This window comes from Mesonia mobilis DSM 19841 (genome assembly GCF_000423405.1).
GTDB lineage: Bacteria > Bacteroidota > Bacteroidia > Flavobacteriales > Flavobacteriaceae > Mesonia > Mesonia mobilis.
In genome coordinates this window covers 272,343-293,809 of the sequence record NZ_AUHX01000001.1, presented here as the reverse complement: position 1 = coordinate 293,809, position 21,467 = coordinate 272,343, and the positions used below count along the sequence as shown (strand labels likewise).

Sequence of the window (21,467 nt, the reverse complement as noted above, 5' to 3'; positions counted from 1 at the left end):
TTAAGATTATTTATTCTTCTTCTCCACTTGTATCAACAGCTGTGCCATCTTCATTAACATCAGAAATTTCATCGTCTTCATCATCTTCATTCATCACTTTAGCAACTGCTGCAATAGAATCGTTACCTTTTAAGTTGATCAATCGAACTCCCTGTGTTGCTCTACCCATTACGCGTAAATCTTCTACAGCGATTCGAATAGCAATACCTGATTTGTTGATAATCATTAAATCATCATTATCGGTAACAGATTTAATGGTCACTAACTCACCCGTTTTATCGGTTACCGAAATAGTTTTTACCCCTTTACCACCACGGTTAGTAATTCTGTAAATTTCATCTCCGGTTTCAGGATCGTTAATGTAAGTACGTTTACCATAACCATTTTCAGAAACAACTAATACCGTTTCTTCATCTGGGTTTTCAACAGCGATCATTCCTACTACTTCATCTTTGTCGTGTGCTAAGGTAATTCCTCTTACCCCACTGGCATTTCTTCCCATTGGTCTAGTCTTCGCTTCTTCAAATCGAATCGCTTTACCAGATTTAAGCGCTAACATAACTTGGCTTTCACCTGTAGTTAATTTCGCAGAAAGCAACTCATCTCCTTCTTTGATGGTAATCGCATTAATACCATTAGTACGCGGACGTGAATACTGTTCTAACGAAGTCTTTTTCACTTGACCTTTTTTAGTCGCCATAATCACATAATGACTGTTGATGTATTCTTCATCTTTCAGGTCTTGTGTACAAATAAAGGCTTTTACTTTATCTTGCGGTTCAATATTGATCAAGTTCTGAATAGCTCTTCCTTTTGAAGTTTTACTTCCTTCAGGAATTTCGTAAACGCGCATCCAGAAACATTTTCCTTCTTGAGTGAAGAAAATCATGTATTGGTGATTAGTCCCAACAAATAAATATTCTAAGAAATCTTCATTTCTCGTTGTTGAAGCTTTAGAACCAACGCCTCCTCTATTCTGTTTTTTGTATTCTGAAAGCGGTGTACGTTTAATATAACCGGCGTGAGAAATAGAGATCACTACTTGCTCATCTGGGATCATATCTTCAATACTTAGATCTCCCCCGGCAAAATTGATGGTCGATCTACGCTCGTCACCGTATTTTTCTTTTACTTCTAGCAATTCATCTTTAATGATTTGCATACGACGTTCTTTACTTGCAAGAATTTCTTTTAAATCTTTGATGGTTTCCATCAATTCATCATATTCTGCACGTAATTTATCTTGCTCAAGACCGGTAAGTTGTCTTAAACGCATTTCTACAATCGCTTTGGCTTGAATTTCTGTTAATTCAAAACGATCGATTAATTTTTGTCTTGCTTCATCGGCATTGTTAGAAGATCTGATCAATGCAATTACTTCATCAATATTATCTGAAGCAATAATTAATCCTTCTAAGATGTGTGCACGATCTTCTGCTTTCTTTAATTCAAATTCGGTACGTCTTACTACTACTTCGTGACGGTGTTCCACAAAATATTGAATCATATCTTTTAGATTCAACATTTCCGGACGTCCTTTTACTAAAGCAATATTATTGACACTGAAAGATGATTGTAAAGCGGTATGCTTGTAAAGTGTATTTAAAACAATATTAGGGATGGCATCTCTCTTCAAGATATAAACGATACGCATACCGTTTCTATCCGATTCATCACGAATTAGAGAAATCCCTTCAATTTTTTTATCGTTTACCAAATCAGCAGTTTTCTTGATCATATCTGCTTTGTTCACTTGGTAAGGTATTTCAGTTACTACGATACATTCTTTACCATTAACTTCTTCAACATTTGCTTTTGCGCGCATGACTACACGACCGCGTCCTGTTTTAAAAGCTTCTCTTACGCCATCGTAACCATAGATAATTCCACCAGTAGGAAAATCTGGAGCTTTTACGTGCTCGATAAGTTCATCTACCTCAATATCGTGATTGTCGATATAAGCAACAGTACCATCGACCACTTCAGATAAGTTATGTGGTGGCATATTAGTAGCCATACCTACGGCAATACCACTAGCTCCATTCACTAATAAGTTTGGGATTCTTGTAGGTAAAACAGATGGTTCTTTTAAGGTATCATCAAAGTTTAAGGTATGATCTACCGTATCTTTATCGATATCGGCTAACATATCTTCACTAATCTTTCTCATTCTAGCCTCGGTATAACGCATTGCTGCGGGGCTATCGCCATCTACCGAACCAAAGTTACCCTGACCGTCGACTAACATATAACGTAAACTCCACTCTTGAGCCATACGTACCATTGTATCGTAAACAGAGGTATCACCGTGTGGGTGATATTTACCTAAAACTTCTCCAACAATTCTTGCTGATTTTTTATATGCTCGATTAGAAAGTACGCCTAATTCGTACATTCCAAATAATACTCTTCTATGAACTGGCTTTAAACCATCACGCACATCTGGCAGCGCACGTGACACAATGACCGACATCGAATAATCGATGTATGCCGATTTCATTTCATCTTCAATGTTGATAGGAATTAACTTCTCTCCTTCAGCCATAAAATTAATTTTGGTTAATTTATATTTCTAACGTGGCAATTTACGTAAAATATGAGTAATTTAAAGCCATACTTGGTAAGTTTACGTATATTTTATTAACAAAAATTTATTACAGCCCGGTTAATAAGAAAACTTGCAAAAGCTTTGATTTTAGCAGATATTTTTGTCTATTAGCTTGGTGCTTGTAAACAGGCATGGTTTTTGAAACCATTAAAATGTTTAATAATTAGAGGAGATTAGAGATGGATGATAATTTTTCACCTAGAGTAAAAGATGTAATCACATATAGTAAAGAAGAGGCTTTACGCTTAGGTCACGATTTTATTGGGACCGAGCATTTAGTGCTTGGACTATTACGTGATGGCAATGGTAAAGCCATAGATATATTAGATACCTTAAACATAGATTTAGATCACTTAAGGCGAAAAGTAGAGATTTTAAGTCCTGCTAATCCTGAAAGTGCAGTAGTTTCTAACGATAAGAAAAACTTGCATTTAACAAGACAGGCAGAACGTGCTTTAAAAACTACTTTTTTAGAAGCTAAATTATTTCAGAGCTCGTCTATTAATACAGCACATTTACTTTTATGCATTCTTAGAAATGAGAATGACCCAACTACTAAACTTTTAAATAAGTTGAAAGTAGATTACGATAATGTGAAAGATGAATTTAAATCAATGATAACACAAGATAAAGATTATACAGAAGGACCGACTTCAGAATCATTTTCTGATGACGATACTGCTTCTGGCGATACTACTCGAAACAATCCGTTTGGAGGTAGTGGCAATACGGGAAACACAAAAACCAATAAAAAATCTAAAACTCCGGTATTAGATAATTTTGGTAGAGACCTTACCGCAATGGCCGACGAAGGAAAATTAGATCCCGTAGTTGGTCGTGAAAAAGAAATTGAACGCGTTTCTCAAATTTTAAGTAGACGTAAGAAAAACAATCCATTACTTATTGGTGAACCTGGTGTTGGTAAAAGTGCTATTGCTGAAGGTTTAGCATTACGCATCGTAAAAAGAAAAGTAAGTAGAATTCTTTTCGACAAGCGTGTAGTAACTTTAGATCTAGCAAGTTTAGTTGCTGGAACTAAATATCGCGGACAGTTTGAAGAACGTATGAAAGCGGTAATGAATGAATTAGAGAAGAATGACAATATTATTCTTTTCATTGATGAAATTCACACCATTGTTGGAGCCGGTGGCGCTACCGGAAGTTTAGACGCCAGCAATATGTTTAAACCTGCCTTAGCTAGAGGTGAATTACAATGTATTGGTGCCACAACATTAGACGAATACAGACAGCATATCGAAAAAGATGGAGCTTTAGAAAGAAGATTTCAAAAAGTGATCATTGAACCAACTTCGGTTGATGAAACCATTGAAATCTTAAACAATATCAAAGAAAAATACGAAAGTCATCACAACGTAAATTATACTCCAGAAGCAATCGAAGCTTGTGTGAAATTGACAAATCGTTATATGACCGATCGTTTTTTACCAGACAAAGCTATCGATGCTTTAGATGAAGCGGGATCTCGAGTACACATTACTAATATTGAAGTACCTAAACGTATTTTAGATTTAGAAAGAAAACTTGAAGAAGTTCGTGAAACAAAGAATTCTGTGGTTAAAAAACAGAAATATGAAGAAGCAGCGAAACTTCGTGACGATGAAAAAAATCTTGAAAAAGAATTAGAAATCGCTCAAGAACGTTGGGAAGAAGAGTCTAAACAACATAAAGAAACCGTTTCTGAAGATAGTGTTGCCGATGTAGTTTCAATGATGACAGGTATCCCTGTAAATAGAATTGCGCAAACAGAAAGCAACAAATTGGCCAAATTACCAGAACTAATAAAGGGTAAAGTAATTGGTCAAGACGAAGCGGTAAATAAAGTTGTAAAAGCAATTCAACGTAACCGTGCAGGACTTAAAGACCCTAACAAACCCATTGGTTCGTTTATTTTCTTAGGTCAAACTGGTGTTGGTAAAACGCAATTAGCAAAAATTCTTGCCAAAGAATTATTTGATAATGAAGACACACTCATTCGAATCGATATGAGTGAATATATGGAGAAATTTGCCATCTCTAGATTAGTTGGAGCACCTCCGGGATATGTTGGTTACGAAGAAGGTGGTCAATTAACCGAGAAAGTTAGACGTAAGCCTTACGCAGTAGTTTTATTAGACGAGGTTGAAAAAGCTCACCCAGATGTCTTCAATATGCTCTTGCAAGTTTTAGATGACGGGTATTTAACCGATAGTTTAGGTCGTAAAATCGATTTTAGAAATACGATCATCATTATGACTTCTAATATCGGAGCCAGAAAACTAAAAGACTTTGGTCAAGGAGTTGGTTTTGGTACACAATCTCAGAAAAATCAGGCAGATGCTAATGCTCGTGGGGTTATTGAAAATGCGCTTAAAAAAGCATTCGCTCCAGAATTTTTAAATAGAATTGACGATGTAGTTATCTTCAACGCTTTAGAAAGAGAAGATATTCATAAGATCATCGATATCGAATTAGAAAAACTATTTGTAAGAATTAAGGATCTGGGCTACGATTTAGAATTAACTAAAGAGGCGAAAGATTTTATTTCAGATAAAGGTTTCGATCAGCAATACGGTGCAAGACCATTAAAAAGAGCAATTCAAAAATATGTTGAAGATGCTTTAGCTGAAGAAATTATCACTTCTAAAATTGAAGAAGGCGATAAAGTTGTAATGGATTTAGATAAAGAAAAATCTGAATTAATTATTGATGTCAAAAAATCTGAAGCTAAAACTGAAGAATCTTAAATAATTTTTTAAAATTTAAAGACAGACCCCATATTTTATATAAAGTATGGGGTTTAATTTTTTAATATATTAAGATGAAAGAAGTAATTCAGGATAGCTTTACGATGAAGTTATATGCTCATCATATCGAACTTTTCATCAAACCGGAAACACATTTAGAGAATAGTGTTTTCTTCCAAATATTACACTTAAAAATTTCTCATTACGATGATCCTGTAGGACTAATTGTGGTTCGTGAAGGTCAAAATCACTACTACTCTATTGATCCACTAATTTTTTTGAAATTTAAAACGCAGTTCGAAACCCATCTCAAATGGTACGCATTAGTGTCTCCCAATAAATCCGGATTTCAAAATTTAGTCTACTTAAAGCAAATGACTAATTTAAAAGTCTATTCTTTCACAAATTACGAAGATGCACTAAGCTTGATTGAAGAATAATTCAGACTTAAAGTACTTTTGAATAAATTTTCAACTAATCAATAACAAATATTATTTATCATCATATATTGGTTTCACTCAAAAGAATTATCCTCGACGACAAAAAAAATAAACTAATAATTTCAAAATTTACCTTGAAAACTTATCAATTAACTAATGCTAATTTAATTGTTCATCACGATCATTTAGAATTATAACTATTACACGAATGCCATTTTGATGCTGAATTACTTCAGCAATCATTTCAAATTAAAAAGAATCATTTCAACGATCATAAAGTTGGTGTCTTAATTATTAAGCAAAATCTTGATCATGCCTACTCTTTCGATCCATCTATTCTCATTAATGAAAAAGAAAAATTCGAAAATCACGCCAAATGGGTAACGGTTATTTCTGAAAAAGAAAACGATTTTCAGAATCTAGAATTTGTTAAAGTGTTTACCACCATATCTTGCTATTCTTTTGAAAGCTATCAAGACTTTAAAAGCAGTATTGTATGCAAAGAGTTACAACTAAAAAACGGCAATTAAATTTAATTGCCGTTTTTTAATGATCTTTAATTTTCAAACAAAATCTCTTGATCGATACCAAACTGATTGATATAGAGTTTAGCCTTAGCAATTTCTTCTGCCATTACTTTATCTTGCTTAACTACTGGAACTTCTTCTCTAAAACTGTTTACCAATTGCATAATAAAATTAGAAGATTGTAATGGCTCGCGATAATAAAGTGCTTGCGAAGCATTAAACAATTCGATCGCTAAAACCGATTTTAAATTCTCTACGACTTTTATCAATTTCGTAGCAGCATTTGCACCCATACTCACGTGATCTTCCTGTCCGTTTGAAGAAACAATCGAATCTACACTCGCAGGCGTACATAATTGTTTATTTTGGCTTACAATACTCGCCGCGGTATATTGCGGAATCATAAACCCGTTATTTAAACCGGGATCGTCTACCAAAAACATAGGTAAATCACGTAAACCAGAAACTAATTGATAAATTCTACGTTCAGAAATATTTGCCAATTCTGCTAAAGCAATTGCTAAATAATCCATCGCTAAAGCCAAAGGCTGACCGTGAAAATTTCCGCCGGAAATAATTTTATCTTCTTCAACAAAAATATTCGGATTGTCGGTAACACTATTAATCTCTGTCTTCACCGTTTGATGTACAAACCGAATCGTATCTTTTGTAGCTCCGTGAACCTGCGGTATACATCTAAATGAATAAGGATCTTGAATACTTTCTTTTACTTTTTCTGCAATTTCGCTTCCGTCTAAAAATTCTAAGATGCGTTCGGCAGTTTTTACTTGTCCGCGATGTGGTCGCACGTAATGTACGAGCGGGTCGAAAGGCGAAAGATTACAATCAAAACCATCTACAGAAACGGCTCCGATCGCATCTGCTAAATACGATAATTTATAAGCTTCAATTAAAGAAAATACGGCGTGAGCGCTCATAAACTGCGTTCCGTTTAATAAAGCTAAACCTTCTTTGGAACGTAAATTTATTTTCTCCCAACCTTTTTGCTGAAGAATTTCTGCGGAAGAATAAATTTTTCCATCTACTTCAACTTCACCTCTACCCAAAAGCGGAAGCGATAAATGTGCCAATGGCGATAAATCTCCTGAAGCTCCCAAAGAACCTTGTTCGTAAACTACCGGTAACACATCTTCGTTAAAAAAGTCGATGAGGCGTAAAACCACTTCTTGGGTAATTCCTGAATTTCCGTAGCTTAAGGATTGTATTTTCAGCAATAACATTAGCTTTACGATTTTCGAATTCACCTTATCGCCGGTTCCACAAGCATGAGAAATCACTAAATTTTCTTGCAACTGAACTAAATGTTCTCTAGAGATTTTCACATTACATAAAGAACCAAACCCGGTATTAATTCCGTAGAAAGGCTCCTGAGAAGCATCCATTTTTTGATCGAGGTAATTTCTGGCTTTATCGATACTTAATTTTGCTTCGTCACTTAATGCCAATAATTTATTTTCTTCTAGAATCTGCTGAATTTGAGGTAGATCTAAAATTTCTCGACTTATATAATGGGTTTCTCTCATTTCTTTAAACAATTGTTAATATTGAGCTTCAAAATTGAAGATATCTTACAAAATATCCAAGTCTTTTCTCAACTATTAAGTATTATTCAAACAAACTTTTATACGCTTCTCCCAAATGCTGAATAAGATCATCGGCGATTACCGCTTCAAAACCTAATTTTTCTGCTGCCAGATCACCGGCTTTTCCGTGTAAGTAAACTCCGAAAACCGCTGCGATGGTTGCATCATAACCTTGAGCCACCAATCCAGCAATTATTCCCGACAAGGTATCGCCACTTCCGGCAGTTGCCATTCCCGGGTTTCCTGTAGAGTTTATATATAAATTTTTATCGGCGATCGTGATTGTATATGCGCCTTTAATTACTACAATCACTTTATATTTTAAAGAAAATGCTTTGGCTTTCTCCAGTTTATCAAAATCATCTTCCCACTCTCCTAGCAAACGTTTCAATTCTCCGGGATGTGGCGTTAAGATTGATTTTTCCGGCAAATAATTTAACAATTCTTGGTTTTCAGCTAAAATATTAATTCCGTCTGCGTCGATTAATAGTGGAGCGGTTCTTTCTTTTAAAAGCTGTTCTAAATATTCTTTGGTCGCTTCTTCTTTTCCGGCGCCAATCCCAAAACAAATACTTTCAGGTGTAAAATCGATAGTCGTTTTTTCTAAAAATTTTTCATTTTCAGCAGTGATCACCATCGCTTCCGGAATGCCTAATTGTAAAATATCGTAACCACATTTCGGGATTAACGCACTCACTTTCCCTACTCCAACTCTTAACGCTGCTTTGGTCGCTAATAAAACACTTCCCATTTTGCCATAACTTCCGCCGGCCACTAAACAATGCCCAAACGTACCTTTATGTGAAAATTTTCCTCTAGGTTTATATAAACGTTGCGCGTCGTGTTGCTGAATTAATAAGGCTTCTGAAGCTGTTTTGGCAATAAAATTTTGGTCTAAACCAATATCTGCGATCTCTACACGACCGGCAAATTCTGCAGTTTCCGGTAAAAAGAAAACTAATTTTGGGAGTTGAAAAGTAATGGTTGTTTCTGCTTTTATAATTGCTTCAGGAACTTCGGGTGCTTTATCTAAATATAACCCGGAAGGTACATCAACCGCAATTACATAAGATTTTGATTGATTGATATGCTGAATTAATTCTTTGATCCAACCTTCTGCCGGCCGATTTAAACCGATCCCGAAAATAGCATCAATTACAATTTCCCCTTGATTTAATTCCGGTAGATCTGAATTTTCATTAATAAATTCTGGCCAAAATTGATGTTCTTTTAATCGTTTTAAATTCAGCAGAAAATCATCCGATCGTTTATCACTAAAGTTCACAATATAAACTTCTACTTCATAACCATCATTCAACAATAAACGCGCTAAAGCCAATCCGTCGCCACCGTTATTTCCTATTCCGCAAAACAAATTAATTTTTGGTCGGTTTTCTTTTAATTGTGTTTTTAACCATCCAAAAAGCTGAATCGCCGCTCGCTCCATCAGTTCGTCACTACTAATATTTTGCTCTTTTATTGTGAATTCATCAGCTTCCTTGAGTTTTCCTTTGTTAAAAATTTTCATTATTCAAAATATATTTCAAAAATTATTAAACTATCAATTTCTCTAAACCGCTTGGTTTCTCTATATAAATGTAATACATTTGAGATGGATACATTCTTATGATACATAGCAATAACATATCTTTAATATTTACCGAAATTTCTACTTCGGGCAGTATTGCTATTTCTACAATCACTACCATTACCCCGTTTGGGGTATAAATAATTCATATCATCCTTAGGTTATATTGGTTTGTTTTTACAGACCGAATCACATTTTCCATTTCATCTAAAAGCAAAACTTATGAAAGTTCTCAAATTTGGAGGGACTTCTGTAGCGAATGCAGAAAATATACAACTCGTAAAAAATATTGTTCAACAACAAGCAAAATCTAAGCGCTTATGCGTCGTGGTTTCAGCACTTGGCGGCGTAACCGATTTACTTCTAGACTCCGCATTTTTAGCAAGTCAACAAAAAGAAGAATATCGCGAAACCTTTATGTTAATTGAAAAAAAACATCTAGAGGTTGTCAAAAAATTAATTCCCGTTCAACAACAAAGCTCGGTGATGAGTTTCTTAAAACGAGAACTCAATACGTTAGAAACTTTATTAGAAGGCGCTTTTTTAATTGGCGAAACCACTCCGAAACTTTTAGATAAAATTCTAGGTTATGGCGAATTACTCTCTTCAAAAATTATTCATAGTTATTTCTCTGCGGAAGGAATTTCGTGTGCATACAAAGACAGTAGAGAATTTATTAAAACCAATAATCAATTCGGTAAAGCGGTAGTAAATTTTGAAATCACTCAGAAAAATCTAATTGAAAATATTGCTGAAGCTGAAGCACAGGTTTGTTTAATGCCGGGTTTTGTGGCTTCTTCCCTTTCTGGAGATTCGACCACTTTGGGTCGCGGCGGTTCAGATTATACGGCGGCGATTGTTGCTGCTGCTTTAAATGCTGAAGTTTTAAAAATCTGGACTGACGTTAGCGGAATGTTCACTGCCAATCCGCGTTTGGTGAAGCAAGCAAAGGCTATTGAAGAGATTTCGTATCAAGAAGCGATGGAACTTTCTCATTTTGGAGCGAAAGTCTTGTATCCGCCAACTATTCAGCCTGTTTTAGCTAAAGAAATTCCTATTCATATCAAAAATACGTTCTTACCCCATGAAAAAGGAACGCTCATTACCAAAAACACCAATGGTAAAAATCGCCCCGTTCGTGGAATAAGTCATATTGAAAATATTAGTTTGCTTTCACTCGAAGGTCCTGGAATGGTTGGTATTCCGGGTATTTCTAAACGTTTTTTTGAAGTATTATCTGTCAACCAAATTAGCGTGGTGCTTATCACACAAGCTTCATCAGAACACAGCATTTGTGTTGCTATTGCCAGTGAAGATGCAGAAAAAGCGAAAGAAGCGCTCGACCAATCTTTTGCTTACGAGATTTCTTTGCATCGCATAAAACCGGTTCTTGTAGAAAACGATCAGGCCATAATTGCATTGGTAGGCGATAATATGAAAAGTCATCAAGGCCTAAGCGGAAAAATGTTTAGCGCTTTAGGTAAAAATAATGTGAACATCCGTGTGATCGCTCAAGGAGCTTCAGAGCGAAATATTTCTGCCGTTATTAAAAAAGAAGATGTAAAAAAGGCTCTAAATACGCTTCACGAACGATTTTTTGAAGAAAACGTCAAGCAACTCAATCTATTTGTGATGGGCGTAGGAAATGTTGGAGCTAAATTTTTAAAGCAAATTCAGCAACAGAAGAATTTTTTAAAAGAGAATTTAAAACTGAATGTTCGCGTAATCGCGCTTTCTAACTCTCGAAAAATGCATTTTCAAGAAGGCGGAATTTCGCTTAAAAACTGGGAAACACAACTTGAAAATGGAGAAAAAGCCGACAAAGATTTATTTTTTGAAAAAATAAAATCGATGAATTTACGCAACAGTATTTTCGTAGATAACACAGCTAATGATGTTATTGCTGCTACTTATGCGCAATATTTAAAAAATAGTATTTCGGTGGTGACCTGTAATAAAATTGCAAGTTCTTCAGCTTACGAAAATTATGCAGAACTAAAGCAACTTTCCCGAGATTACAACGCTCCATTTTTATTTGAAACGAATGTTGGCGCCGGTTTACCGATTATCGATACTTTGAAAAATTTAGTAGCTTCTGGAGATAAGATCACTAAAATTCAAGCGGTTCTTTCAGGAAGTTTAAATTTTGTATTCAATAATTTTAATGACGATCACGAATTTGTCGAGGTGGTAAAACAAGCCCAAGTTGAAGGTTATACAGAACCAGATCCTAAAATAGATTTAAGCGGAATCGATGTGATGCGAAAAATACTTATTCTCGCTCGTGAAAGTGGTTATAGCTTAGAATTAGACGATATTCAAAATGAATCATTTTTACCGGAAGAATGTTTAAAAACTGAAAATGTTGAAGAATTTTTTAAAAGTTTAGAGAAACATAAATCACATTTTAATCAATTATTCAAAAGCGCTCAACAAAACAATAGCCGACTCAAATACGTCGCGCAATTTAATAACGGAAAAGCAAGTGTTGGGTTAGAAGAAATTCCGCAGCATCACCCATTTTACAATCTAGAAGGTAAAGACAACATCGTGTTGTTTTATACCGAAAGATATGTTGAACAACCCTTGATCATCAAAGGTGCCGGAGCCGGAGCCGATGTAACGGCATCAGGAATTTTTGCCGATATTATACGAATTGGAAATTATTAAGCAATGGAAGAAATTAAACTATTTTGCCCGGCTACCATTGCCAATGTTTCTTGTGGTTTCGATGTTCTCGGACTTTGTTTAGAACAACCCGGTGATGAGATGATCATTAGAAAATCGAAAACTCCGGGTATACAAATCACTAAAATTGTTGGTCAGGATTTACCATTAGAAACTGAAAAAAATGTTGCCGGAGTTGCCGGTTTAGCTTTATTAAATGATCTAAAAGAACTAAAAGCAGGTTTCGAAATTGAAATCTATAAAAAAATCAAACCCGGTAGCGGGATCGGGAGTAGCGCTGCGAGTGCAGCCGGAGCGGTTTTCGGTATTAATCAATTACTCGATGAACCTTTTTCAGCAAAAGAATTGATTCCGTTTGCAATGCAAGGTGAATTATTAGCTAGTGGCGCTTTACACGCCGATAATGTTGCTCCTGCCCTTTTGGGCGGTTTTACGCTCGTAAGAAGTTATGATCCGCTTGATGTGATAAAACTTCCGGTGCCTGAACAATTAATAGGAACGGTGATTCATCCGCAGTTAGAAGTGAAAACTGCCGATGCGCGTTCGGTTTTAAAACATTCTGTTTCCTTAAAAAACGCGATTACCCAATGGGGAAATTTGGCCGGTTTAATTAGTGCTTTATATACGAGTGATTATGAATTGTTAGCGAGATGTTTACACGATGAAATAGTCGAACCCTTGCGAAGCGTGCTTATTCCCGGTTTTAATGAAGTTAAAGCAACTGCACTGAAAAACGGAGCTTTAGGCAGCGGAATTTCCGGCTCCGGCCCTTCCATTTTTGCACTGAGTAAAGATGAAGCCACCGCAAATCAAATCGCTGCTGCGATGGCAGAGGTTTATCGTAAATTTGAAGTAGCCTATGATATTCACGTTTCTAAAATTAATCGAGATGGGATAAAAATTCTTTAGATGAAGAACTATTTTAAAATCAATAGCAGGATGAGATCCCGTATAAAGTCCGGGATGACGAATCTCTAAAATCAAAAAACTATACAAAATGAATTATTTCAGTTTAAATCATAAAGCACCAACCGTAAATTTTGAAGAAGCCACGGTTAACGGAATTGCGCCCGACAAAGGCTTATATTTCCCGGAAAGTTTAATTCCGCTCGATAAATTAATGCTAGAAACCATTGAGTTTATGAGTAACGAACAAATTGCTTATGAAGTAATTCGACAGTTCGTGAACAAATCAATTCCGAAGAAAGAACTCCGCAAAATTATAGCAGAAACTTTAAACTTTGATTTTCCGTTAGTAAAATTGGATGAACGAACTTATTCTTTAGAACTTTTTCACGGCCCCACGATGGCTTTTAAAGATGTTGGCGCACGGTTTATGGCGCGTTGTTTAGGTTATTTCAATAGAAATAAAAAAGATCAGAAAATTCGGGTGTTGGTAGCTACTTCCGGCGATACCGGTGGCGCAGTTGCTCACGGTTTTTTAGGTGTGGAAGGTGTTGAAGTAATTATTCTCTACCCAAGCGGGAAAGTATCTGAAATTCAAGAAAAACAACTTACCACTTTAGGTCAAAATATTACCGCTTTAGAAGTTGATGGGACGTTTGACGATTGCCAGGCAATGGTAAAACAAGCTTTTTTAGATGAAGAATTGAGTACGTTAAATTTAACTTCAGCCAACTCTATAAATGTTGCGCGTTGGTTACCACAAATGTTCTATTATTTCTTTGCGTATAAAGAATTAAAACCCTTACATAAAAAATTAGTGTTCTCGGTTCCCAGTGGAAATTTCGGAAATATTTGTGCAGGAATGCTGGCTAAAAGTCTAGGTTTACCAATTGAGTTTTTCGTGGCCGCAACCAATTTGAACGATACTGTTCCGCAGTTTTTAAAAACAGGAACTTATTCAGCAAAGCCTTCCACAGCAACCATTTCTAATGCGATGGATGTTGGCGATCCTAGCAATTTTGTAAGAATTCAGCAACTCTACAGCAATGATACTGAAGCTTTAAAAGAAACTTTTACTTCTTTTAGTTTTAGTGATGACGAAACTAAAAAGGCGATGAAAGAAATTTATACAAAAACTAATTACATTACAGATCCTCACGGTGCCGTGGGTTATTTAGGTTGGCAAAAGATAAAAGAAGAATTTCCCGATGCTTTGGGTATATTTCTAGAAACAGCTCATCCCGTAAAGTTTTTAGAAACTGTTGAAGAAACACTTTCAACTAAAATAGCTATTCCGCAACAAATCAAAGAATTAGTAATAAATAACAAACAGAGTATTAAAATAAAAAATTACGATGAATTAAAATTATTTTTAAAAAAATAATTTGTTAGCCATAAAAAATGGCAAGTGATAGTGATTTGAAGATTTCATAATAAATCTATCTATTATTAATATTATTTTAAAACTTCTTATCGCTACTCTTTATTTTTTGATAATTTTGCCAAAAATCAAAAAGACGCGGTCATGAAGAATACGCAACTTACACATATACACGAAGAGCTTGGTGCTAAAATGGTTCCGTTTGCGGGCTATAATATGCCGGTTTCTTACGAAGGAGTAAATATTGAACACGAAACGGTTCGTGAAAAACTTGGTGTTTTCGACGTTTCACATATGGGAGAATTTTTAGTTTCTGGGCCAGAAGCTTTAAATCTTATTCAAAAAATATCGTCTAACGATGCTGCTAAACTTATCGACGGGAAAGCACAATATACGTGTATGCCTAACGCAGACGGCGGTATTGTTGACGATTTAATTATTTATCGAATGAATGAAGAAAAGTATTTACTAGTTGTAAATGCTTCAAACATCGATAAAGATTGGAATTGGATCTCACAACATAACACTATGGGTGCCGATTTAAAAGATGTTTCAGACGATTATTCTTTATTGGCGATTCAAGGTCCAAAAGCGGTAGAAGCTATGCAAGCGCTTACCGATATAGATTTAGCTGAAATAAAATTCTACAATTTTAAAATTGGAGATTTTGCCGGTGCTGCACATACAATTATTTCAGCCACAGGTTATACCGGAAGTGGCGGATTCGAAATTTATGTGAAAAACGAATTTGCTGAACAGGTTTGGAAAAAAGTATTAGAAGCCGGAGCAGATTTCGGGATTAAACCAATCGGTCTTGCAGCTCGTGATACGCTTCGCTTAGAAATGGGATTCTGTTTATATGGTAACGATATTGACGATACCACTTCTCCTATTGAAGCCGGATTAGGATGGATCACTAAATTCACGAAAGACTTTATAAATTCAGAAAATTTAAAGAAGCAAAAAGAAGAAGGACCAAAACGTAAATTGGTCGGTTTCGAATTAACTGAACGTGGTATTCCTCGTAAAGATTATGTAATTGCCGATGCCGAAGGAAATGAAATTGGTGTAGTTACTTCTGGTACGCAATCACCTTCAACCGGAAAAGCAATTGGTTTAGGTTATGTAAAAACTGAATTCAGTAAACCTGAAACCGAAATTTTTATTCAAATTAGAAAGAAAACAATTCCGGCAAAAGTGGTTAAACCGCCATTTTACAAAGGATAATTTTTCGAAAATAAATTTTAACTAGTGTTGAAGGCAATTTTATTCTGTTTTTAGCACTAGTTTTTCTTTTTTTACCGTTTATAGTACAAACCCCAAGTTTATCAAAAATTCAAAAAAAATATTAATTTTAGGCGGAAGCGGCTTTCTAGGAAATGCCCTTTACAAAGAGCTCCTGCCCTATTTTAATGTGCACGCCACTTACAGAACAGAAAATGATTTCTTCGATAAAAATCGAAAATTTCATCAATGGGATGCAGAGACAGAATCTTTAGAAATTTTATTAAAAACTTTAAAGCCCGATCTCATTATTTCAGCTATGCGTGGCGAATTTGAAGCACAGATTTACGCTCATTTTGAAGCTATAAATTATATTCTCACCCACGATACTAAACTCATTTTTTTATCGTCTGCCAATGTGTTTGACGCGTTTACCAATTACCCTTCTTACGAATACGACAAAACGCTTTCGTTAAGTGTTTATGGTAAATTCAAAATAAAAATTGAAAACGCTTTACTTCGTTTGCCCAACGAAAAATATGTGATTGCTCGTTTACCGATGGTTTACGGCGCCAAATCTCCCAGAATTGAAGAATTAAAAATTTTACACGACCTGCATGAAGCGATCGAGGTTTTCCCGAATGTGGTGACCAATGCCACGAGTATTTCTAAATTTACGCAACAATTACATTACATCATTAATCGCGATTTACAAGGAGTTTTTCATTTAGGAAGCACAGATTTAGTACATCATATCGATTTGATCGACGAAATTTGTAAGCAACTTCAGCTTGAGAATCCGTTATTTAAAAGTGTTTACGATTCTAATGAAGATCGTTTTTTAGCCTTATTACCCAAAGATAATTTACTGCCTAAAAATCTTCAGATCACCATTCAAGATGTGGTAAAAGATACGCTGGTTTCGTGATGTTAAGCTTGTACTAAATTTAGTTTCTTCAGCCAGAATTCAATTTCAAAATTTATAAATTCAACAAAAAATAGTAGTGATGAAAAAATTAAGTGAAGCTGAAATTAATCAACGATTAGAGAAATTAGAAGGTTGGCAATATGAAGAGAATTCTATTCAGACCAAATTTGAATTTGAGAACTTTAAAGAAACCTTCAGTATTATGACGCGAATTGCTTTTGAAGCGGAAGCGCAACAACATCACCCGGAGTGGACAAATGTTTATAACACCTTAAGTATTACCCTTTCTACCCACGATGCCGGCGGCGTTACAGAAAAAGACTTCAAAATGGCAGAAACCATTGAATCTATTATTGAGGCTGACTAATTTTTAGCGAAAACACCTTAGAATTTTTAGATTTTATTAAATTTGCGAGCACGATAATTTAACGAGAATAACATGGGAAGAGCTTTTGAATTCCGTAAAGCCAGAAAAATGAAAAGGTGGGCAGCAATGTCTAAAGCCTTTACTAGAATAGGAAAAGATATTGTAATGGCCGTTAAAGAAGGCGGTCCCGATCCAGATGCTAATGCACGTTTAAGAGCAGTTATACAGAATGCAAAATCTGTAAATATGCCAAAAGATAATATCGAGCGTGCCATTAAACGAGCGAGCGACAAAAACCAAGGAGATTATAAAGAAGTACTTTTTGAAGGTTATGCACCACACGGAATTGCCATTTTAGTTGAAACTGCTACCGATAACAATACCAGAACCGTAGCCAATATTCGCTCTTATTTTAACAAATGCAACGGGAACTTAGGAACCTCTGGTTCTGTTGAATTTATGTTCGACCACACTTGTAATTTTAGAATAAATGCAGAAGGAATCGATGCGGAAGAATTAGAACTGGAGTTTATCGATTTTGGAGCCGAAGAAGTTTTTGAAGATGAAGACGGAATTTTAATCTACGCCCCTTTCGAAAGTTTTGGAGCCATTCAAAAAGAATTAGAAGATCGTAATATAGAAATACTTTCTTCAGGTTTCGAAAGAATACCAACTACTACCAAAAAGCTTTCTGAAGAAGAAGTTGCAGATGTAGAAAAGCTTATTGAAAAAATTGAAGAAGATGATGATGTACAAAACGTATATCACACGATGGAAGAGTAATTTTTATTCCATATTTAAATATAAAAAAAAGGAGCTATTTTAAAATAGCTCCTTTTTTTTGAAATATAAGAATCAATTATGCCATTTCATTAAAAATAGAATGCATTAATCGTTTTTTATCATTTAAGCTTTCTTCCATCGAGATCATCGTTTCTGTTCGGTAAACTCCCTCAATATCGTCTAATAAAAAGATAATTTGTTTTGCGTGCTCGGTATTTTTTGCTCTTACTTTACAAAATACATTAAATTTCCCGGTAGTAACGTGTGCTACCGTAACAAACGGAATCTCGTTAATACGCTCTAAAACAAATTTTGTTTGAGAAGTTTTATTTAAATACACCCCTACATATGCAATAAATGCATAACCTAATTTTTTATAATCTAAGGTTAAAGAAGAACCAATAATAATTCCTGCTTCTTCCATTTTTTTCACTCTTACGTGTACCGTTCCTGCAGAAATGCTAAGTTTTTTAGCGATATCTGTAAAAGGAGTTCTGGTATTATCTATTAAGATATCCAGAATTTGGTGATCTACTTCGTCTAATCTAAATCTTGCCATTTTGATAGTTTAATTGTAATTCGTCTAATTCAAACGCCAAAATTAAGACAAAAATTTGCATTATCCGAATTTAGGCTTTAAGAATTTGTTAATTTTATTGAAAAAATCTCATTATTTAAGCTTATTTCTTCAATATAAGTTTCGTTTTCGAAGTTTTTAACACCATTTATTCGTAAAATCTTATTTTTAGCATTCACCGTATTATGCGCAAAAAATTCCTCAAAATCGCCAACTCCTTGAAGCTTAGGAATCCAGTGCAATCGATTGCTACGCAAGTTTTCTTCATACTGTATAGCGACATCTTTTATTACTCCATTTACTTCTGCATTTTTAATGATAATGTCGTAAAACAACTTTTCATTTTCAGGAATTTTATCATAATCTGAAATATTTTGATTTTTATAGTCTGAAGTAATAATTTCTACCAAACCATAATAAAGCGATAAGAAAATATATTTTCTGGTTTCTTCCCGATCATAATCGTTAGCAAAGTGACCTGCTTCAAATAAAATGGTACTCGCTCCCCTATTCTGAAAATAATCGCCCACACAGTTTATATTAAAACTATCATCGTAACGACCTACCTGACCAGGAATTACCGTTTGTAAATAATTATTCATCGCTATAATTATTTGCATTGCCTTTTTTCGTACCTTATTTACTTCTCTAGCTTCGTTATACGCCGGAGCCAAAAAAGAAACGGTAGCGGGCTTATTTTGCTTTCCTGCGCTAAAGATCGTGCGTTGATCGTGCAAGTTAAATGCATATTCCGGTTGAAACTCATCAAACACTTTACGAAGTAGTTGACTTTCGGGTTGCGTTTGGTTAGAGGAGTCTCGATTTAAATCGACTTCTTTTGCGTTAACTCGCGTGTAGTTTTTGAGTCCGTCAGGATTGAGCACCAAAATAATCTTGATCGTACAAAATTCTAAAACCGAATTTTTAAAATCATCATTTTGATCGGTGACTATATATTCTAATAAATCTAAAACGGCTTTCGTGGTGGTCGATTCGTTGCCATGCATTTGTGACCACATCAATATCTTTTTTGGACCATTTCCAAATTCAATAGAATAGATGTTTTCACTTAAAACCGATGTTCCTTCGATTTTTAAATTGAAATATGCCGGCAAATTTTTAAGGTAATCGACAATCATTTCATAAGACAAATAACGCCCTTTGATCTCTTCAACTTTGAATGCTGAATAGTTGTTAAGTAATTGTTGTGCTTCCATAGTTTACAAAAGTAAACAATCTATATTTTACATTTGTAAACATTTATTTTCACTTCAATGTTTATTATTGTAAACTACTTTCTAAAGTATGTGGAAGATTGTATGGGAAAAACTCCAAATCTTTATATTTTAATACATAAATTATTTATTTTTAGATATTTAATAATATTTATCTAAACTTAAAGTTTAGGTTTAAAATTGATATTCAATCATTTATTTGTCTGTTTACAAGAAGATGTTTACATTTGTATAAATGATTTTGAACCATATTAATTTACAATGGTAAACAGTAAAGAATTTGCCAAGCGTCTTGAAAAAGTGATGCAATATTATGAGTTATCGGCTGCAGGATTTGCCGATAAGATTAATGTTGGCCGCTCTTCTATCTCGCATATTTTATCGGGAAGAAATAAACCCAGCTTAGATTTTGTACTCAAAATCGTCGAGCAATTTCAAGAAGTTGAATTATATTGGTTGTTGAACGGAAAAGGAATATTTCCAAAAAGTAATACCGAAACTTCTACTCCATCTTCTATTGAAGTCGAAAATAATTCAACCCAAAAACCAATTCAACCTTCCATAGAAAAATCTAATTCTTCTGCTACTAAAAATTTTTCAGAAGCAATCCAACCTACTTCATCGAAGAAAAAAATTCAGAAAATTGTAATTTTTTACGAAGACGGAAGTTTTGATGCTTTTGAGAATTAAGTCTGTTTTATATCTTATTTTTGCCTAAAATTTATTGGTTAATGAAAAGCTTAATTATTGGAGTCGTCGCTTCTTTATTTTTGGTAAGTTGTTATACACCGGAGCGCAATTGTGCAAAATTTAAAACAGGCACTTTTGAATTTGAATCTTATTTGGAAGGCGAAATGGTGAAAACCACTTTTGTGCGAAATGACTCTTTAGAAATAGATTATTTTAGAAACGAGGTAGATTCTTCTTCGATACGTTGGATCAACGATTGTGAATATATCTTAACGAATTTGAATCCGAAAAATATGGCTGAAGAAAAGCCTTTACATATGAAGATTTTAACCACCGATGGCGATTCTTATACATTTGAGTTTTCTGTCGTGGGTGAAGACCGAAAACAAAAAGGAACGGTTAGAAAGGTAAAATAAGCTTATAAAAAAGAGCAGTATTAACTGCTCTTTAGCTTTTTCATAAATTTCGCAAACGCTGGCGAAAACTCTTCAAATAAAGGATGTTTTCTGTTGCGAAGCATTACTTCACTAAATAGTTTTAAACCGACCGCAAACTCTTTGGCATCGCTTTTATTATCAAATAATTGCTTCTCTTCTACTTTGTTAATGATCTGGAAAATTTCATCGTGATTTTCAAACTCAAAACTTACGGGTTGTTCTTGCTTTAGACTTTCATCTTTTACAGAAACTTGTTCTAAAGTAAGTTGGTATTTATTATTTTTCTTAGCCATTATTTCTTTTTCTTAGCAATTCATTTTGCTCCTGCATAATCTCTTTTAGATCTGCTAAAAGCTCGATATCTTTTGGTGTGGTTACTTTTTTGTTTTTGGTGTCTTCTGCTTTTATACGTAAACGATTAGAGATTTTAACCACTAAAAAAACGCACCAAGCGATGATAAAGAAGTTGATAAGTACAGTAATTAACTCACCATAACCTATAAAAACTTCTTCTTTAATTACTTTTTCATTTTCTAAGACAGCTTCGCGAAGTACTAATTTTTTACTTTCAAAATTAAAATCGTCGGTTAACAAAGAAATTGGTGGCATAATGATCTTTTTGACCAACGTATCGATCACTTTATTAAATGCCGCACCAATAATTACCCCAACAGCAATATCGATCATATTACCCTTGATGGCAAACTCTTTAAATTCTTTAAAAAACTTACTCATAAATT

18 protein-coding genes are annotated in these 21,467 nt (G+C 34.6%); 11 read left to right on the top strand and 7 right to left on the bottom strand.

The window, feature by feature from the left end:
- Positions 1-10 precede the first annotated feature (10 nt).
- Positions 11-2,545, bottom strand: a complete 2,535-nt coding sequence (gene gyrA, locus G551_RS0101270; protein ID WP_027883867.1) for a DNA gyrase subunit A — start codon at positions 2,543-2,545, stop codon at positions 11-13.
- A gap of 242 nt (positions 2,546-2,787) precedes the next feature.
- Here gyrA and G551_RS0101265 point away from each other — a divergent pair, with 242 nt between their 5' ends.
- Both G551_RS0101265 and G551_RS0101260 read left to right on the top strand, forming a co-directional pair.
- Positions 2,788-5,352 (top strand): ATP-dependent Clp protease ATP-binding subunit, encoded by a 2,565-nt coding sequence (locus G551_RS0101265; RefSeq protein ID WP_027883866.1) that lies wholly within the window; start codon positions 2,788-2,790, stop codon positions 5,350-5,352.
- Positions 5,353-5,426: 74 nt separating this feature from the next.
- The gene (locus tag G551_RS0101260) at positions 5,427-5,792 is read left to right on the top strand and encodes a hypothetical protein (RefSeq protein ID WP_027883865.1); all 366 of its coding nucleotides are present in this window, start codon (positions 5,427-5,429) and stop codon (positions 5,790-5,792) included.
- A gap of 556 nt (positions 5,793-6,348) precedes the next feature.
- Here the strand turns inward: G551_RS0101260 and hutH are convergent.
- Positions 6,349-7,863 (bottom strand): histidine ammonia-lyase, encoded by a 1,515-nt coding sequence (gene hutH / locus G551_RS0101255; RefSeq protein WP_027883864.1) that lies wholly within the window; start codon positions 7,861-7,863, stop codon positions 6,349-6,351.
- Between the two features lie 82 nt (positions 7,864-7,945).
- Positions 7,946-9,451, bottom strand: a complete 1,506-nt coding sequence (locus G551_RS0101250; protein ID WP_027883863.1) for a bifunctional ADP-dependent NAD(P)H-hydrate dehydratase/NAD(P)H-hydrate epimerase — start codon at positions 9,449-9,451, stop codon at positions 7,946-7,948.
- A 282-nt stretch (positions 9,452-9,733) separates the two neighbouring features.
- Between G551_RS0101250 and thrA the strand changes: the two genes are divergently transcribed.
- The 7 genes from thrA to G551_RS0101215 all read left to right on the top strand — a co-directional run bounded on the left by thrA (position 9,734) and on the right by G551_RS0101215 (position 17,788).
- A complete protein-coding gene (gene thrA / locus G551_RS0101245) occupies positions 9,734-12,181 on the top strand; it encodes a bifunctional aspartate kinase/homoserine dehydrogenase I (protein WP_027883862.1) in 2,448 nt (815 codons plus the stop codon).
- A gap of 3 nt (positions 12,182-12,184) precedes the next feature.
- Positions 12,185-13,108, top strand: coding sequence for a homoserine kinase (locus G551_RS0101240; RefSeq protein WP_027883861.1), 924 nt, complete (start codon positions 12,185-12,187; stop codon positions 13,106-13,108).
- An 88-nt stretch (positions 13,109-13,196) separates the two neighbouring features.
- Positions 13,197-14,489 carry a threonine synthase gene (thrC, locus tag G551_RS0101235; RefSeq protein ID WP_027883860.1) on the top strand — a complete coding sequence of 431 codons (1,293 nt, stop codon included), beginning with the start codon at positions 13,197-13,199 and terminating at the stop codon, positions 14,487-14,489.
- 141 nt (positions 14,490-14,630) lie between these two features.
- Entirely contained in the window at positions 14,631-15,713 is a 1,083-nt protein-coding gene (gcvT, locus tag G551_RS0101230; protein WP_027883859.1) for a glycine cleavage system aminomethyltransferase GcvT, read from the top strand.
- A 100-nt stretch (positions 15,714-15,813) separates the two neighbouring features.
- Positions 15,814-16,638 carry a sugar nucleotide-binding protein gene (locus G551_RS0101225; protein WP_027883858.1) on the top strand — a complete coding sequence of 275 codons (825 nt, stop codon included), beginning with the start codon at positions 15,814-15,816 and terminating at the stop codon, positions 16,636-16,638.
- Positions 16,639-16,717: 79 nt separating this feature from the next.
- A complete protein-coding gene (locus G551_RS0101220) occupies positions 16,718-17,005 on the top strand; it encodes a 4a-hydroxytetrahydrobiopterin dehydratase (RefSeq protein ID WP_027883857.1) in 288 nt (95 codons plus the stop codon).
- Positions 17,006-17,077: 72 nt separating this feature from the next.
- The gene (locus tag G551_RS0101215) at positions 17,078-17,788 is read left to right on the top strand and encodes a YebC/PmpR family DNA-binding transcriptional regulator (protein ID WP_027883856.1); all 711 of its coding nucleotides are present in this window, start codon (positions 17,078-17,080) and stop codon (positions 17,786-17,788) included.
- Between the two features lie 76 nt (positions 17,789-17,864).
- On the opposite strand, the gene G551_RS0101210 is transcribed toward G551_RS0101215, so the two are convergent.
- Together G551_RS0101210 and G551_RS15185 are read right to left on the bottom strand one after the other, a co-directional pair.
- Positions 17,865-18,347, bottom strand: coding sequence for an Lrp/AsnC family transcriptional regulator (locus G551_RS0101210; RefSeq protein ID WP_027883855.1), 483 nt, complete (start codon positions 18,345-18,347; stop codon positions 17,865-17,867).
- A 77-nt stretch (positions 18,348-18,424) separates the two neighbouring features.
- Positions 18,425-19,582 carry a M14 family zinc carboxypeptidase gene (locus tag G551_RS15185; protein WP_036243058.1) on the bottom strand — a complete coding sequence of 386 codons (1,158 nt, stop codon included), beginning with the start codon at positions 19,580-19,582 and terminating at the stop codon, positions 18,425-18,427.
- A gap of 279 nt (positions 19,583-19,861) precedes the next feature.
- On the opposite strand from G551_RS15185, the gene G551_RS0101200 reads away from it, so the two are divergent.
- Both G551_RS0101200 and G551_RS0101195 read left to right on the top strand, forming a co-directional pair.
- Positions 19,862-20,290, top strand: coding sequence for a helix-turn-helix domain-containing protein (locus tag G551_RS0101200; RefSeq protein WP_027883854.1), 429 nt, complete (start codon positions 19,862-19,864; stop codon positions 20,288-20,290).
- A 41-nt stretch (positions 20,291-20,331) separates the two neighbouring features.
- Positions 20,332-20,706, top strand: a complete 375-nt coding sequence (locus tag G551_RS0101195) for a hypothetical protein (protein ID WP_027883853.1) — start codon at positions 20,332-20,334, stop codon at positions 20,704-20,706.
- A 20-nt stretch (positions 20,707-20,726) separates the two neighbouring features.
- On the opposite strand, the gene G551_RS0101190 is transcribed toward G551_RS0101195, so the two are convergent.
- Complete coding sequence (locus G551_RS0101190; protein WP_027883852.1) at positions 20,727-21,020, bottom strand: DUF3861 domain-containing protein; 294 nt, start codon at positions 21,018-21,020, stop codon at positions 20,727-20,729.
- The gene (gene mscL, locus G551_RS0101185; protein WP_027883851.1) at positions 21,013-21,462 is read right to left on the bottom strand and encodes a large conductance mechanosensitive channel protein MscL; all 450 of its coding nucleotides are present in this window, start codon (positions 21,460-21,462) and stop codon (positions 21,013-21,015) included. The genes G551_RS0101190 and mscL overlap by 8 nt, the downstream gene beginning before the upstream one ends.
- Positions 21,463-21,467 lie beyond the last annotated feature (5 nt).

What these genes read in the sequence shown, in the direction of transcription:
- G551_RS0101210 (WP_027883855.1), bottom strand. Translation starts at nt 18,347, where the DNA reads ATGGCAAGATTTAGATTAGACGAAGTAGATCACCAAATTCTGGATATC.
- G551_RS15185 (WP_036243058.1), bottom strand. Translation starts at nt 19,582, where the DNA reads ATGGAAGCACAACAATTACTTAACAACTATTCAGCATTCAAAGTTGAA.
- G551_RS0101220 (WP_027883857.1), top strand. Translation starts at nt 16,718, where the DNA reads ATGAAAAAATTAAGTGAAGCTGAAATTAATCAACGATTAGAGAAATTA.
- G551_RS0101265 (WP_027883866.1), top strand. Translation starts at nt 2,788, where the DNA reads ATGGATGATAATTTTTCACCTAGAGTAAAAGATGTAATCACATATAGT.
- gyrA (WP_027883867.1), bottom strand. Translation starts at nt 2,545, where the DNA reads ATGGCTGAAGGAGAGAAGTTAATTCCTATCAACATTGAAGATGAAATG.
- G551_RS0101195 (WP_027883853.1), top strand. Translation starts at nt 20,332, where the DNA reads ATGAAAAGCTTAATTATTGGAGTCGTCGCTTCTTTATTTTTGGTAAGT.
- G551_RS0101200 (WP_027883854.1), top strand. Translation starts at nt 19,862, where the DNA reads ATGGTAAACAGTAAAGAATTTGCCAAGCGTCTTGAAAAAGTGATGCAA.
- thrC (WP_027883860.1), top strand. Translation starts at nt 13,197, where the DNA reads ATGAATTATTTCAGTTTAAATCATAAAGCACCAACCGTAAATTTTGAA.
- G551_RS0101215 (WP_027883856.1), top strand. Translation starts at nt 17,078, where the DNA reads ATGGGAAGAGCTTTTGAATTCCGTAAAGCCAGAAAAATGAAAAGGTGG.
- thrA (WP_027883862.1), top strand. Translation starts at nt 9,734, where the DNA reads ATGAAAGTTCTCAAATTTGGAGGGACTTCTGTAGCGAATGCAGAAAAT.
- hutH (WP_027883864.1), bottom strand. Translation starts at nt 7,863, where the DNA reads ATGAGAGAAACCCATTATATAAGTCGAGAAATTTTAGATCTACCTCAA.
- mscL (WP_027883851.1), bottom strand. Translation starts at nt 21,462, where the DNA reads ATGAGTAAGTTTTTTAAAGAATTTAAAGAGTTTGCCATCAAGGGTAAT.
- G551_RS0101240 (WP_027883861.1), top strand. Translation starts at nt 12,185, where the DNA reads ATGGAAGAAATTAAACTATTTTGCCCGGCTACCATTGCCAATGTTTCT.
- G551_RS0101190 (WP_027883852.1), bottom strand. Translation starts at nt 21,020, where the DNA reads ATGGCTAAGAAAAATAATAAATACCAACTTACTTTAGAACAAGTTTCT.
- gcvT (WP_027883859.1), top strand. Translation starts at nt 14,631, where the DNA reads ATGAAGAATACGCAACTTACACATATACACGAAGAGCTTGGTGCTAAA.
- G551_RS0101250 (WP_027883863.1), bottom strand. Translation starts at nt 9,451, where the DNA reads ATGAAAATTTTTAACAAAGGAAAACTCAAGGAAGCTGATGAATTCACA.
- G551_RS0101260 (WP_027883865.1), top strand. Translation starts at nt 5,427, where the DNA reads ATGAAAGAAGTAATTCAGGATAGCTTTACGATGAAGTTATATGCTCAT.